At 65.3% G+C, this 14,683-nt stretch carries 7 protein-coding genes; 1 reads left to right on the forward strand and 6 read right to left on the reverse strand.

What is annotated here, in order from left to right; genetic code table 11:
* Positions 1-41: 41 nt before the first annotated feature.
* The 4 genes from P6U24_RS03985 to P6U24_RS04000 form a co-directional block, all read right to left on the reverse strand.
* Positions 42-3,551 (reverse strand): NahK/ErcS family hybrid sensor histidine kinase/response regulator, encoded by a 3,510-nt coding sequence (locus P6U24_RS03985; protein ID WP_407157898.1) that lies wholly within the window; start codon positions 3,549-3,551, stop codon positions 42-44.
* A 335-nt stretch (positions 3,552-3,886) separates the two neighbouring features.
* Positions 3,887-5,113: a 5-aminolevulinate synthase gene (gene hemA, locus P6U24_RS03990; RefSeq protein ID WP_407157899.1), complete on the reverse strand. Its 1,227-nt coding sequence runs from the start codon at positions 5,111-5,113 to the stop codon at positions 3,887-3,889.
* A gap of 186 nt (positions 5,114-5,299) precedes the next feature.
* Positions 5,300-6,361: an MBL fold metallo-hydrolase gene (locus P6U24_RS03995; protein WP_407157900.1), complete on the reverse strand. Its 1,062-nt coding sequence runs from the start codon at positions 6,359-6,361 to the stop codon at positions 5,300-5,302.
* 170 nt (positions 6,362-6,531) lie between these two features.
* Positions 6,532-7,263: an outer membrane protein gene (locus tag P6U24_RS04000; RefSeq protein WP_407157901.1), complete on the reverse strand. Its 732-nt coding sequence runs from the start codon at positions 7,261-7,263 to the stop codon at positions 6,532-6,534.
* 450 nt (positions 7,264-7,713) lie between these two features.
* Here P6U24_RS04000 and P6U24_RS04005 point away from each other — a divergent pair, with 450 nt between their 5' ends.
* Positions 7,714-9,699: a methyl-accepting chemotaxis protein gene (locus tag P6U24_RS04005; RefSeq protein WP_407157902.1), complete on the forward strand. Its 1,986-nt coding sequence runs from the start codon at positions 7,714-7,716 to the stop codon at positions 9,697-9,699.
* A gap of 41 nt (positions 9,700-9,740) precedes the next feature.
* Here P6U24_RS04005 and metH read toward each other — a convergent pair whose 3' ends face one another.
* Together metH and metF are read right to left on the reverse strand one after the other, a co-directional pair.
* On the reverse strand, positions 9,741-13,610 hold the full coding sequence (gene metH / locus P6U24_RS04010; protein ID WP_407157903.1) for a methionine synthase: 3,870 nt from the start codon (positions 13,608-13,610) through the stop codon (positions 9,741-9,743).
* On the reverse strand, positions 13,610-14,527 hold the full coding sequence (gene metF / locus P6U24_RS04015; protein WP_407157904.1) for a methylenetetrahydrofolate reductase [NAD(P)H]: 918 nt from the start codon (positions 14,525-14,527) through the stop codon (positions 13,610-13,612). The genes metH and metF overlap by 1 nt, the downstream gene beginning before the upstream one ends.
* Positions 14,528-14,683 lie beyond the last annotated feature (156 nt).

Consider the following 14,683-nt stretch of genomic DNA (forward strand, 5'->3'; position numbering starts at 1 on the left):
GCCCGGACATCGCTATCGCATCGTATCGCTACCGCGCAGCATCACTCCGCCGCGACCATCTGCTGGATGCGCCATTGCCCGAGCAGAGCGCGGAGCGAGGCCGGCTTCACCGGCTTGTTGAGCACCGCAATGTTCTCCTCGCGCGCGGCGGCGCGCACGTGGGGGCTGCGGTCGGCGGTGATCAGGATCGCCGGGATCGCCTCCCCGAAGCGGCGGCGGATGTCGCGGATCGCGGCGATGCCGTTGCCGCGGTCGAGATGATAGTCGACCAGAAGCCCGGTGACGGTGCCGCCGGCAGCTTCGATCGCCTCCATTGCCGATTCCGGATCGGCGACAGCGATGACCTCCGCATTCCAGTGGGTGAGCAGCGTCTTCATGCCGTCGAGGATCGCAGGATCATTCTCGATGCAGACGATCCGCGCGCCTGCGATCGGGGTCTTGGCGAGCGGCGTCGCGCTGGTTACCGCCGCGGTATGGTTGATCGCCTTGGCGACCGGCACCGTCACCGAGAACACCGAGCCGCCGGACGGCTTGGATTCGAGCGCAATGCCATGATTGAGCACGCGGGCGATGCGCTCGACGATCGACAGGCCGAGGCCAAGGCCGCGCGCGATTCGAGCCCCCTGTTCGAGCCGGTGGAATTCCTTGAAGATCTCGCCACGCTTCTGCGCCGGGATGCCGACGCCAGTGTCGTAGACGCCGATCCTGAGCGAGCGGCCATGGCGCCGGCAGCCGACCAGCACGCGGCCCTGTTGGGTGTACTTGATCGCGTTGGAGATGAGGTTCTGCAGCAGCCGCCTCAGCAGCAGCCGGTCGGATTCGACCGGCAGCGAGCAGGGCACGAAGGTGAGCTTCAGGCCCTTGGCGCGCGCCGCCGGTGCAAACTCGATCTCCAGCGAGCGCATCAAATCGGCCATCTTGAAGCTCGAGATCGACGGCGTCATCGCGCCGGCATCGAGCCTTGAGATATCGAGCAGCGCGCCAAGGATCTCCTCGATGGCTTCGAGGGAATCGTCGATGTTCTCGACCAGCCGTGTTTCCTCGCTTGGCTTCTGCCGCTCCACCAGGCTCGTGACATAGAGGCGCGCCGCGTTCAGCGGCTGCAGGATGTCGTGGCTGGCTGCGGCCAGGAAGCGGGTCTTGGAGATGTTGGCGTCCTCGGCCGCGCTCTTCGCCAGCGCCAGCTCGGAATTGAGCCGGGTCAGCTCCTCGGTGCGGTCGCGCACCCGCTTCTCCAAGGTCGCATTGGCGCGCTCCAGCGCCTCCGCGGCTTCGAAGGAGGGCGTGACGTCGGTGAAGGTGATGACGAGGCCGCCGTCCGGCATCCTGTTAGCGCGCACCTCGATCACCATGTGACGATCGGGCAGGCGTTCCAGGTAAGGCTCGCCCTCCGTGGTATAGGCGGACAGCCGCCGCGCCAGCAGCTCCTCGCCGCCCGCGAGCTCATCGCCAGCGTTCTCGCCCATATATTCGAGGATCTCGCGCAAGGGGCTGCCGATCTGCACCAGATGAGGCGGCAACCCCAAGAGATCGCCGAATTGTTGGTTCGAGCAGATCAGCTGCAGATCAACGTCGAACACGGCGATGCCCTGCCGCACATGGTTCAGCGCTGTCTGCAGGATCTCACGGTTGAAATGCAGGGCGGCGTGGGCATCGTCGAGCAGCTTCAGCGCCGCCTTTGCCGAGACCGTGCGCTTGCGCAGCACCAGCGACATCACGAGCCGCGAGGAGGCGGCGCCGATCGAGGACGCGATCAGGTGCTCGGCGTGGCGCAGCAGCTCGAAATCGGCCGGTGCGGTGGGATCGCGCGCGGTCGGATGGTTGGCGGCAAAGGCGGCAAACGAATCCTTTGCCCGGTCCGGACCGAGATATTGCGCGACGGTGTTCTGGATGTCCTGCACCGTCACGGTCGAGCGCCAGCGGCGGAAGGTTGGCGCGATCGGGGTCAGCGTGTTGGGAACGAACAGGTCGGCCTGCAGCAGCTCGATCGATGTGGGACGGCGCGCCAGCGACAGCGTCACATAGGCAAGAATGTTGAGCGACAGACTCCACAGCACGCCGTGCAGCAAAGGCGGCAGATCGGTGCCGAGCAGCGCCTGCGGTCGCAGCGGCTCCATGCCGAGCGGGCCGTGCTGCAAGAGCAGGATGCCCGATGTGGACGTATCGAGGAAGCTCGGGATGAACAGCGTGTAGAGCCACACGGCGAAACCGACCAGCATGCCGCCGATGGCGCCGCGCGCGGTGGCGCGCCGCCAGATCAGGCCGCCAAAGAAGGCCGGCGCAAGCTGGGCGATCGCGGCAAAGGAGAGCAGGCCGATCGCGGCGAGCTGGGTGTTGCCGAGCGCGCGGTAGTAGAAATAAGCCATCACCATGATGGCGAAGATCGCGATCCGGCGGGTGCCGAGCACGAAGCTGCCGAAATTCTTTTGGCTTTCGCCGGCCTGCTTCAGCCGCTGCAGCGCCAAGGGAATCACGAGATCGTTGGACACCATGATCGACAGGGCGACGCATTCGACGATCACCATCGCGGTCGCGGCCGATAGGCCGCCGACGAAGACGGCGATCGACAGCAGCGGTGCGTTGCCCTCGATCGGCAGCGCCAGCACATACATGTCGCTGTCGACAGCGCCGAACGGGAACGCAACCAGGCCGGCCAGCGCGATCGGAATCACGAACACGTTGATGGCAACGAGATAGAGCGGGAACAGCCAGCGCGCGCGGCTCACCTCGGCATCATTGGCGTTCTCGACCACGCTGACATGGAACTGGCGCGGCAGCAGCATGGCGGCGCAGAACGACAGCAGCGTCATGGTCAGGAAATTGCCGATGCCCGGGACATATTCGAGCGCGCGCTCGCCCTCGGGCGTCTTCATCGCGCGCGTGATCAGCTCGAGCGGCGAGAACATCCAGAATGTGACGAAGGCACCGGCGGCGATGAAGGCGACGAGCTTGACGATCGACTCGGTCGCGACCGCGAGCATCAATCCATGCTGATGCTCGGTCGCATCGCTCTGGCGCGTTCCGAACAGCACGGCGAAAATGGCCATCGCCAGCGTCACCATCAAGGCGATGTCGCCGACTAGCGGTATGCGCGCGAATACCTCGTCCTCGCTCAGGATGGTTTCGAGCGAGGAGGCGACCGCCTTGAGCTGCAGGGCGATGTAGGGCACCGAGCCCACGATGGCGATCAATGCCACGGTGGCGGCGACTGCCTGGCTCTTGCCGTAGCGCGCGCCGACCAGGTCGGCGACGGAGGTGATGTTCTGCGACTTTGCGAGCTGGATCACGCGGCGCAGCAGCGGCGTGCAGACTCCGACCATCAGGATCGGCCCGATATAGATCGCAAGGAAGTCGACGCTGGTGCGGGTGGCGAAGCCAACCGAGCCGAAGAAGGTCCAGGACGTACAGTAAATCGCCAGCGACAGCGGATAGATCAGCCCGCCAAGCCGGCCGCGCGGCTCGGCGCGCCGGCGGTTGCCATGGCTCGCCACCAGGAACAGGAAGCCGATATAGCCGAAGGCGGCGGCGACCACAGCCCAGTCATGCAGCATCGCTGCGCAAGCTCCTCAAACGCCACCCGATCCCGTTCTGCGGGCAAATCTAGCGTGCCCGGAGCAGGGAAGCGACAGCCAACTTCCCCGTTGCGATGCGGCAACGAGGAACGTTGTTAAGGGGGGCAGGTGATGCGATCCGAGGGGCTTGCCTCAACCACCGGTGTCGTCCCGCGAACGCCGGGATCCATAGCCACAGGCTTTGGTTGTTGTCCGTAGTATGAGCCACGTGCCCGTTTCAGACATCACGCGGTATGGGTCCCGGCGTTCTCGGCGCGCAATTGCGCGCCTGACTGGGACGACACCGAGTTTTTTGCGTCGCTCGAAGCCGCGAACTACTCCGCCGCCAGCGCCTTCTTGTTGAGTGCCAGGCCGAGCCGTTCCCAGACCTGCAGCAGCGCTTCGGCGAGGCCGTCGATCAGGCCGTCGTCGTGATAGGGCGAGGGCGTGATGCGCAGCCGCTCGGTGCCCTTGGCGACCGTCGGATAGTTGATCGGCTGGATGTAGATGCCGTGCTCTTCGAGCAGGAGGTCGGAGGCCTGCTTGCACTTCTCGGGATCGCCGACGAACAGCGGCACGATATGGGTCTCGCTCGACATCACCGGCAAGCCGGCGGCGGACAGGATCGCCTTGACGCGGGCGGCGCGGTCCTGGTGGCGTTCGCGCTCCCAGTTCGAGCTCTTCAGGTGCCTGATCGCGGCGGTCGCGGCCGAGCACACGGCGGGCGGCAGCGCGGTGGTGAAGATGAAGCCAGGCGCGTAGGAGCGCACCGCGTCGATGATTTCGCCCCTAGCGGCGATGTAGCCGCCGAGGCAGCCGAACGCCTTGGCGAGCGTGCCTTCCAGGACGTCGATGCGATGCATGACGCCATCGCGCTCGGCAATGCCGCCACCGCGCGGGCCGTACATGCCGACGGCATGGACCTCGTCGACATAGGTCATCGCGCCATAGCGCTCGGCGAGATCGCAGATCTTCGCGAGCGGTGCGACGTCGCCGTCCATCGAATACAGGCTCTCGCAGGCGATCAGCTTGGGTCGGTCGCCGGCGGCGATCAGCAGCTCCTCCAAATGGCCCAGATCGTTGTGGCGGAAGATCTGGCGCTCGCAGCCCGACTGGCGCACACCTTCGATCATCGAATTGTGGTTCAGCGCGTCCGACAGGATCAGACAGTTCGGGATCAGTTTGGCGAGCGTCGCGATGCCGGTCTGGTTCGAGACATAGCCCGAGGTGAACAGCAGCGCGGCCTCCTTGCCGTGGAGGTCGGCGAGCTCGGCTTCGAGTTGCACCAGCGGATGGTGGGTGCCTGCGATATTGCGCGTGCCGCCGGCGCCGGTGCCGAACCGGGTGGCGGTTTCGACCATGGCGCCGACCACCTTCGGGTGCTGGCCCATGCCGAGATAGTCGTTGGAGCACCAGATCACGACATTGCGAGGACCCGTTGGCGAATGCCAGACGGCGTGCGGAAATCGGCCGGCGATCCGCTCAAGATCCGCAAAAACCCGGTAGCGCCGCTCGTCATGGAGACGACCAAGGGCGGCACTGAAATACTGGCTGTAGTCCATCGCAAGACCCGGCAGTTCGACGCAAAAGCGGCCCGGTGAGGGGCGGTTACGGCCCTTCTTAGAGCGTTTCCAGCTTGGCTGTCGAGCCGGAATCCCTCTTCAATGGGCGCGCCGGCGGTCACGATGCCGATGAGCGCCGCGCGATCATGAAAGAATCAGGCATTCCGGCAATGACGCAGATCAAGGTCAGGTGGTTCGGAACCAGAGCACACCGTCGGTCTCCTCGGCCGTCAAGCGGCCCTCGACCAGCATGTAATTGACGTGGGCGATCAGCTCGCCGGCGGCAAAGCCCATCTGGTGCGCGTCCAGCGCATGCTTGTGGAACACAACCGGCACCAGCTGCGCCGAGGTCTTGGGCGCGTCCAGGCAGGCCTGCGCGATCATGCGGCAGCGCTCCTCGTGATGGTCGGCGAGCTGCTTGATGCGCGTCTTCAGGCCATAGAACGGCACGCCATGGCCGGGCAGCACCAGCGCGTCGAAGGGCAGGGTGGTCGTGAGGCTCGCCAGCGAGGCCAGATATTCGCCGAGCGAGTTCTGGTCGGGCTCGACCGCCCAGACGCTGACATTGGGCGAGATCTTGCTCAGCACCTGATCGGCGGACAGGAACAGCTTGTCTGCCGCGCAATACAGCATCACCTGGTCGAGCGCGTGACCGCCGCCGGTGATCACCTTGAAGCGGCGGCTGCCGATCGTGATCTCGTCGCCGTGGGAGATGCGGCGATAGGATGGCGGCAGCACCGAGACGCGTTTGAGGTAATCCTGGCCGCGGCCGAGCAGCTTATCAGTCAGGTTCTCGTCCATGCCATGGCGACGGAAGAACAGCCGCTGCGCGTTGCGCCGCTCCTCCGTGCCGCGGTTCTGGTGATAGACCGATTGCAGGTATTCCACCTGCGACATGACGAGCGGACAGTCGAAGCGCTCGACGATCCAGCCTGCGAGCCCGACATGGTCCGGATGCGAATGGGTGACGATCAGCCGCGTGATCTTCACATGCCTCAGCGGGCCGTCGAGCAGCGCGGTCCAGGCCGCGATCGACTCCTCGTTGCCGAAGCCGGAATCGACCGCCGTCCAGCCATCGCCGTCGGCCAGCAGATAGATGTTCACGTGGTTGAGGCGGAACGGCAGCTTCAGGCGCAGCCACAGCACGCCAGGCGTGACCTCGACGACCTGATCCTCCCCGGGATGCTGTTCCCAGGGGTATCGCAATGCCTCGGCGGAGGAGTGAACGCTGGCTGTCTTTGAATGCATGTGACCGGCTTAACGGTCGGAATGCCCTAACGCCAGTCGAAAAAGCGGGGAGGCATCACGGCGGGACGCAGGGCTGGACGGGCGGAGGTGCCAGCGTTCCCTCTCACTGTTGCCCCGGAGCCGGCATTGCTGCCGGCCCTCATCACGAAGACAGCTAAAGCCTGTGCGGCTCAGTAGGTCGTGGCGACCGGGCCGCCCCAGTTGAAGCGGTAGTTCACGCCCGCCTTGAAGGTGTGGTCATCGGTGGTGAAGCTGCCGGTCGGGACCAGCGCGGCAGGAGCGGTGAAGGTGGCGTCGCCGAAATTGTAGTAGTCGTATTCGACCTTGGCCGACCAGCTCGGCGCGAACATGTATTCGAGACCGGCACCGACGGTGTAGCCGTTGCGGTGATCGCCCTTGGTGATGAAGCCGATCGGCGTGCCGGCGAAGGTCACGGATTCGTTGTTGTCGGAATAGGCGTAGCCGCCCTTCACGTAGACGAGGCCCGGGCCCCAGGTGTAGCCGACGCGGCCAGTGACCGAGCCGAGCCCGCGCTGGCTGTTGTTGTAGGCATAGCCGCCCGGGAACACCGCACCGACGCTGCCCGACAGCCAGCTGTACTGGCCTTCGGCACCGACCACGAAGTTCGGCGAGATCTGCCAGTCGGCGCCGACCTGCACACCGCCAAGGAAGCGGCCGTTGGAGTTGTTGCCGGTGGCGAGGCCCGAGAAGTTGCTGTCGCTGGAGAAGGCGCCGCCGAGATGACCGCCGATATAGAAGCCGGTCCAGTTGTAGATCGGAGCAACATAGGCCGGGGCCTTCGTGGCGTACGGGTAGTTGCGGGCGGGAAGATCGGCAGCGGCGGCGGACTGGGCGCCAGCGACGATGGCGAGCGCTGCGGTCACGAGCAGGAACGTCTTCATAGTGGTCTCCAACACATTACTAGCAGCGCACCCCGGCGCCGCGATGGCGTCGAGATAGATCGGTTTTGAATAAAATGCTGTCACTGCCGCAACACAGCGACCCCCGATCCAACTCTCTGATAGCCAAACGTTTTCACGTAGTTAGCAGAAACTTAATCAGAACTTGACGAAGGGTTAACAGGACCTCCTCCTCGTGCCGCTGTGAGACAGGCGCATTAACAACAGATGAGCGCGATGCTCGTTCGCCGAGGTAAAAACCCCGCATTCCTACGGTGTCAAAAATTTACCAGCCGGCAGATCGCCTTCGCCGACAGTCCAATCGGAAGGGGTCCCGCGGCGATTCGTGGCGGGCGGCGCTTGCATGCGCCCCGGCGAAGGACACGCTTCCACCGGCTTTGCGAGAGCTCGATCGCCGCATCGGGCTTCATCAACGAGGATGAGTGAAGCGACATGACCCGCCTTTCGATTTCAACCGCGATCGCCGCGTTTGGCCTCTTGGTCGCGGCGGGACTTGCTGCGGTGGTGCTGACTGGCGCCTATGCACTTAGCGAGCTCAAGGTCGGCGGACCGCTCTATGCCGACATCAAGCTCGGAAACGACCTGGTGGCCGACATCCTGCCGCCGCCAGCCTATGTCATCGAGGCTTATCTCGAATCCACGCTGGCGCTGCGCGAGCCCAGCAATATCGAGGCGCATGAAAAGAAGCTGGCGCAGCTGAAGAAGGACTATGACGAGCGCAAGGCCTTCTGGACTGCCTCTGCGCTGCAGCCGGCCTTGAAAACGGCGCTGGTCGAGACCTCGGACGCCGAGGTGCGGAAATTCTGGCGCATCGTGTCGGACGAGCTCGTCCCCGCGCTGCGGGCCGGCCAAAGCGACAAGGCCGCCGCGGCCTATACCGGCCTGACGGCGGCCTACACCGCGCATCGCGGCGTGATCGACGACATCGTCACGCGCGCCAACAAGTTCAACTCGGAGATGGAGACGACCGCGGCCGCGCGCGAGGGCACCATGCTGTGGGTGGTCTGGGGCGTGGCCGGCGTGGTGTTTGCGCTGGTGGTCGCCGGGCTTGCCGGCCTGGTCCGCGGCGTGGTGCGGCCGCTGTCGCGGATGACCGCTGTCATGCGGGCCATTGCCGATGGCGACCTCGACGCGGAGATTCCGTTCGCCGCCCGCGGCGACGAGATCGGCGCCATGTCCGCCGCGCTTGCCGTGTTCAAGACCAATGCGCAGGACAACATGGCGCTGCGGGAGCGGCAGGACCGCGACCGCACGGCCGCCGACGAGGCGAAGCGGCGATCGATGCTCGACATGGCCGACATCATCGAGCGCGAGACCAGCACCTCCGTCGAGGCTGCGGCTGGCGCCTCACGGGACGTCGAGACGGCCGCAGGGGGGCTATCGGAGCTTGCGCGCGCGCTGTCCTCCGAAGCCAAGCATGTTGCGATCGCATCCGAGCAGTCGCTGTCCAATTCGCAGACGATGTCCGCAGCCGCCGATCAGCTCAGCTCGGCGATCCGCGAGATCTCCTCCCAGGTCGCGCGCGCCAGCACCATCACCAAGAGCGCCGTGGCCGGACGCAACAAGGCGAAGACGACCATCGAGGCGCTATCGGCCGCGGTGGGGCGGATCGCCGAAGTGTCGAACATGATCGGCAGCATTGCCGAGCAGACCAATCTCTTGGCGCTCAACGCCACCATCGAGGCCGCGCGCGCCGGCGAGGCCGGCCGCGGCTTCGCGGTGGTCGCCGCCGAGGTGAAGTCGCTGTCTGACCAGACTGCGAAATCGACCGACGAGATCTCGCGCCTGATCTCGGAGGTGCAGGACGCGACGTCCGCGACCGTCGGCGCGGTCGAGGAGATCGGCAGCCAGATTTCCGAGATCGACCAGGTCGCCGCCTCGGTCTCGGCGGCGATGGAGCAGCAGCACGCCGCGACCTCCGAGATCAGCCGTTCGGTCGCAGCATCGGCCACGGCCGCGCAGGAGGTCTCGGTGAAGATGGCCAATGTCGGTCGCGACGCCGGCTCGGTCGATGACCGCGCGGCCGAGGTCCGCAGCGCCATCGGCAATGTCGCCGCCAGCCTGTCCTCGCTGCGCTCGACCCTGGTGAAGGTGGTGCGTACCACCACCACGGAAGCCAACCGGCGGCAATGGCCCCGCGTCAAGGCGAACCGGCCGGTCAAGCTCACGATCCCACGCGCTGGGCAGCTCGATGCGATGCTGGTCGACATCTCCGAAGGCGGCGCCTGGATCCGCGTCCAGCACAGTGTCGAGATCGGCGCGAGCGGGACGATGCATATCGAGGGCTTCGCGCACGACCTGCCGTTCACGGTGCGCGCCCGCGAGCAGGGTGCGCTGCATGTCGAGTTCGATCTCGGCAGGCACCGGCTGGCCTACCAAGCCTGGTTCGAGACGAATTTCGACCAGCAGGCAGCGTAGGGCCTCTTACGATCCGCTCGCAAAAGGCCCGTGGAAGAAAGCTACTTCGCTCCCACAGCCTTCTTGCGCCAGGCCAGATGCACGGCGCAGGTGCAGCCCTGCGGATGATTGGCAAGCTCCTTTGCGGCCGCATCATCGAGGCCGGTGTCGTTGGCGGGAATGGCCGTGAACGTTGCATCCTTCGGCCGTCCGGCTTGCGACGGGATGTAGTTGAGGATCGGGGCCAGCCAGCGCTCGACCTCGGCTGCCGCCATGCCCTTGCGCGCGGCGTAATCCTCGACCTGGTCGCGCTCGATCTTGCCGACGCCGAAATAGAAGCTTTCCGGGTGCGCGAAATACAGCCCCGAGACCGATGAGCCCGGCCACATCGCAAAGCTCTCGGTCAGCTTCACGCCGGAGTTCTTTTCGGCATCGAGCAGCTTGAACAGCGTCGCTTTTTCGGTGTGGTCAGGCTGTGCCGGATAGCCGGGGGCAGGGCGGATGCCCTGGTACTTCTCCAGGATCAACTCCTCGTTCGAGAGGCCCTCGTCCGGCGCATAGGCCCAGAACTCGCGGCGCACGCGCGCATGCATGCGCTCGGCAAAGGCCTCGGCCAGGCGGTCGGCCAGCGCCTTCACCAGGATCGATGAGTAGTCGTCATTGGCCTTCTTGAAGCGGTCGGCGACGACGTCCTCGCCGATCCCCGCCGTGACGACGAAGCCGCCGATATAGTCCGGAATGCCGGAGGCGCGCGGCGCGATGAAGTCGGAGAGCGCGGTATTGAAGCGGCCCTCGCGCTTCTCGAGCTGCTGGCGCAGGGTGTGCAGCGTCGCGATCTTCTTCGTGCGCGTCTCGTCGGCATAGACGATGATGTCGTCGCCTTCGGCATTGACCGGCCAGAAGCCGATGGTTGCGCGCGCGGTGAACCATTTCTCCTTGATGATGCGGTCCAGCATCTTCCTGGCGTCATCATAGAGCGCACGCGCGGCCTCGCCGACCGTGGCATCGTCGAGAATCGCGGGGAAGCGGCCGGCGAGCTCCCAGGCCTGGAAGAACGGCGTCCAGTCGATATAGGGCACGAGCTCGGCGAGGTCGTAGTCGGCAAAGCTCTTGAGGCCGAGGAAGGTCGGCTTTGCCGGCCTCGCCTTGGCAAAGTCGATCTTCGTTGCATTGGCGCGGGCATCCGCCAGCGTCAGCCTCTTCTTGTTGGCCTGGCCGCGCAGATGCGCTTCCGCGATCTTGGCATATTCGGCGCGGACATCGTTCGCATAGGCGCTTCTCCGCTCCGGCGACAGCAGCGAGGAGGCGACGCCGACCGCGCGGCTGGCGTCATTGACATGCACCACCGGTCCGCTGCGATAGTTCGGGTCGATCTTGACAGCGGTGTGCACGCGGCTCGTCGTGGCGCCCCCGATCAGGAGCGGCATCTGCATGTTCTGCCGCTCCATCTCGGATGCGAGATAGGCCATCTCGTCGAGCGAGGGCGTGATCAGGCCGGAGAGGCCGATGATATCGGCCTTCTCGGCTTTCGCGGTGTCGATGATCTTGGCCGCCGGAACCATGACGCCGAGATCGACGACCTCGAAATTGTTGCACTGGAGCACGATGCCGACGATGTTCTTGCCGATGTCGTGCACGTCGCCCTTCACGGTCGCAAGCACGATCTTGCCGGCGGAGGAACGCTCGTGGCCGACGTCCTTGTTGGCCGCCTTCTCGGCTTCCATGAACGGCATCAGATAGGCGACCGCCTGCTTCATCACGCGTGCGGACTTCACCACCTGCGGCAGGAACATCTTGCCGTCGCCGAAGAGGTCGCCGACCACATTCATGCCGGCCATCAGCGGTCCTTCGATCACGTCGAGCGGACGGTTCGACGTCGCACGGGCTTCCTCGGTATCCTGTTCGATGAACTCGGTGATGCCGTGCACGAGCGAGTGCGACAGGCGCTTCTCGACCGGCCATTCGCGCCAGGCGAGATCGGCTTCCTTGGTCTGCTTGCCCTTGCCGCGGAACTTTTCGGCCAAGGCAAGCAGCCGCTCGCCGGCGCCCGGGTCGCGATTGAGGATGACGTCCTCGCAGACCTGACGCAGCTCGGGATCGATGTCGTCATAGACGATCATCTGCCCGGCATTGACGATGCCCATGTCCATGCCGGCCTTGATGGCGTGATACAGGAACACCGAATGCATCGCCTCGCGCACCGGCTCGTTGCCGCGGAACGAGAAGGAGAGGTTGGAGACGCCGCCGGAGATATGCGCATGCGGCAGGTTCTGGCGGATCCAGCGCGTCGCCTCGATGAAGTCGACGCCGTAATTGTTGTGCTCCTGGAGCCCGGTCGCGATCGCGAAGATGTTCGGATCGAAGATGATGTCCTCGGGCGGGAAGCCGACCTGCTCGGTCAGGATCTTGTAGGCGCGCGCGCAGATCTCGGTCTTGCGCTGATAGGTGTCCGCCTGGCCCGTCTCGTCGAAGGCCATCACCACGACCGCCGCGCCATGCCGCCGCGCGATTGTCGCCTCATGCAGGAACTTCTCTTCGCCCTCTTTCAGCGAGATCGAGTTCACCACCGGCTTGCCCTGCACGCATTTGAGGCCGGCCTCGATGACGTGGAATTTCGAGGAATCGACCATGATCGGCACGCGAGCGATGTCCGGCTCGGCTGCGACCAGGTTGAGGAAGGTCCGCATCGCGGCTTCGGAGTCGAGCAGGCCCTCGTCCATGTTGACGTCGATCACCTGCGCGCCGTTGGCGACCTGGTCGCGCGCGACTTGCAGTGCGGCGGTGTAGTCGCCTGATGTGATCAGCTTGCGGAATTTCGCCGAGCCCGTGACGTTGGTGCGCTCGCCGACATTGACGAAGGGAATCGCCGGCGTCAGCTCGAACGGCTCGAGGCCGGAGAGCCGCAGCCGCGGCGCGATCTCGGGCACCACGCGCGGCTTGTGCGGGGCGACCGCAGCGGCGATCGCCCCGATATGATCCGGCGTGGTGCCGCAGCAGCCGCCGACTATGTTGACGAGGCCGTCGCGGGCGAACTCGCCGATCAGCCGGGCCATGTACTCGGGCGTCTCGTCATATTGGCCGAATTCGTTGGGCAGGCCGGCATTCGGATAGGCGCAGACCAGCGTGTCGGCGACGCGGCCGATATCGGCGATATGGGCGCGCAGGTCCTCGGCGCCGAGCGCGCAATTGAAGCCAATGGTCACGGGCCTGGCATGGCGCACCGAATTCCAGAACGCCTCGGGCATCTGGCCCGAGAGCAGGCGGCCGGATTTGTCGGTGATGGTGCCGGAGACCATGACGGGCACATCGATGCCGCGCTCCTCGCAGAGCTCGGCGATGGCATAGAGCGCGGCCTTGGCATTCAAGGTGTCGAAGATGGTCTCGACCAGCAGGATGTCGGCGCCGCCGTCGAGCAGCCCGCGAGCCTGCTCGCCATAGGCGATCCGCAGATCGTCGAAGGTGACGGCGCGATAGCCGGGATTGGACACGTCAGGCGAGATCGAGGCCGTGCGGTTGGTCGGGCCCATCGCGCCGGCGACGAAGCGCGGCTTGCCGTCCTCCGCGGCGACCCGCATCGCGGCGCTGCGCGCCAGCCGCGCGCCCTCAAAGTTGAGGTCGTAAATAATATCGGTCAGGTCGTAATCGGCCTGCGCGATCGACGTCGCCGAGAAGGTGTTGGTGGCGACGATGTCGGCGCCTGCACGCAAATATTGCGCGTGGATATCCTCGATCGCCTGCGGCTGGGTCAGGATCAACAGGTCGTTGTTGCCGCGCAGGTCACGATGGAAGTCCTTGAACCGCTCGCCACGGAAAGCGGCTTCGTCGAACTGCAGCGCCTGGATCATGGTGCCCATGGCGCCGTCGAGCACCAGGATGCGCTCCTTGGCGGCGGCAAGCAGGGCAGTACGTTTGGCGGAAACAGGGGCACTCATCAGGCAGCGGCCTTCTTGGTAGCGTTCGGGCGAATGCCGAGCAGGTGGCTGATCGCGAACACGAGATCGGCGCGGTTCATGGTGTAGAAATGGAAGGTGTCGACGCCGCGCTTGGCGAGTTTCTGCACCTGACCGGCGGCAACGGTGGCAGCCACCAGCTTGCGGGTGTCGGCATCGTCGTCGAGGCCATCGAACTTCTCGGCCAGCCATTCCGGCACGGTGGTGCCGGCGCGGGTCACGAAGCCGCGGGCCTGCTTGAAATTGTGCATCGGCATGATGCCGGGCACGATCGGGATGTCGATGCCGCGGGCGCGCACCCGGTCCAGATAGCGGAAGTAGAGATCGTTGTCGAAGAAGACCTGGGTGATGGCGCGCGTGGCGCCCGCATCGACCTTGGCCTTGAGCATGTCGATATCGGCGTCGAAGTCGCGGCTTTCGGGATGCTTCTCGGGATAGGCCGAGACCGAGATCTCGATATCGGGGTGATGCTTCTTGATGCCGGCGATCAACTCGGGCGAGCTCTGATAGCCGTCGGGATGGGTGTAATAGGGCGTTCCGATGCCGCCGGGCGGATCGCCGCGCAGCGCGACGATGTGGCGGACGCCGACCTCGTGATAGCGGTCGACGATCTCGTCGATCTCGCTGCGCGCAGAGCCGACACAGGTGAGATGCGCGGCCGGCAGCAGGCTGGTCTCTTTCAGGATGCGGGCGATGGTGGCGTGGGTCCGCTCGCGCGTGGAGCCGCCGGCGCCATAGGTCACCGAGACGAAGTTCGGCTCCAGCGGCGCCAGCCGCTCGATGGACGCCCACAGCGTCTTGTCCATCTCCTCGGTCTTGGGTGGAAAGAACTCGAAGGAGATTTTCGGCCGCGTCAGCCCGGCGGGTCCATTCGATATGGGCGTCGTCAGGTCGGTCATGGTGTCGGGCGCTCCGGTGGGCGTCAATGTCGGCTCACAGCCCTCCATCCAGGGCGTGGTGCCGTAAGATAGGCGAAGCCGGCGAGAACCAACAGCCCACCGGTGGTGGGAAATTGCCCATTATTGTCTTAAAACGCAAAGATCGATGGTCGATGG

It is taken from the genome of Bradyrhizobium sp. STM 3557, from assembly GCF_045571465.1.
In the GTDB taxonomy this organism is placed as follows: domain Bacteria; phylum Pseudomonadota; class Alphaproteobacteria; order Rhizobiales; family Xanthobacteraceae; genus Bradyrhizobium.

Bases quoted from the DNA above. Each gene is read 5' to 3' on its own strand.
- P6U24_RS03985 (WP_407157898.1), bottom strand. From the start codon at position 3,551: ATGCTGCATGACTGGGCTGTGGTCGCCGCCGCCTTCGGCTATATCGGC.
- hemA (WP_407157899.1), bottom strand. From the start codon at position 5,113: ATGGACTACAGCCAGTATTTCAGTGCCGCCCTTGGTCGTCTCCATGAC.
- P6U24_RS03995 (WP_407157900.1), bottom strand. From the start codon at position 6,361: ATGCATTCAAAGACAGCCAGCGTTCACTCCTCCGCCGAGGCATTGCGA.
- P6U24_RS04000 (WP_407157901.1), bottom strand. From the start codon at position 7,263: ATGAAGACGTTCCTGCTCGTGACCGCAGCGCTCGCCATCGTCGCTGGC.
- P6U24_RS04005 (WP_407157902.1), top strand. From the start codon at position 7,714: ATGACCCGCCTTTCGATTTCAACCGCGATCGCCGCGTTTGGCCTCTTG.
- metH (WP_407157903.1), bottom strand. From the start codon at position 13,610: ATGAGTGCCCCTGTTTCCGCCAAACGTACTGCCCTGCTTGCCGCCGCC.
- metF (WP_407157904.1), bottom strand. From the start codon at position 14,527: ATGACCGACCTGACGACGCCCATATCGAATGGACCCGCCGGGCTGACG.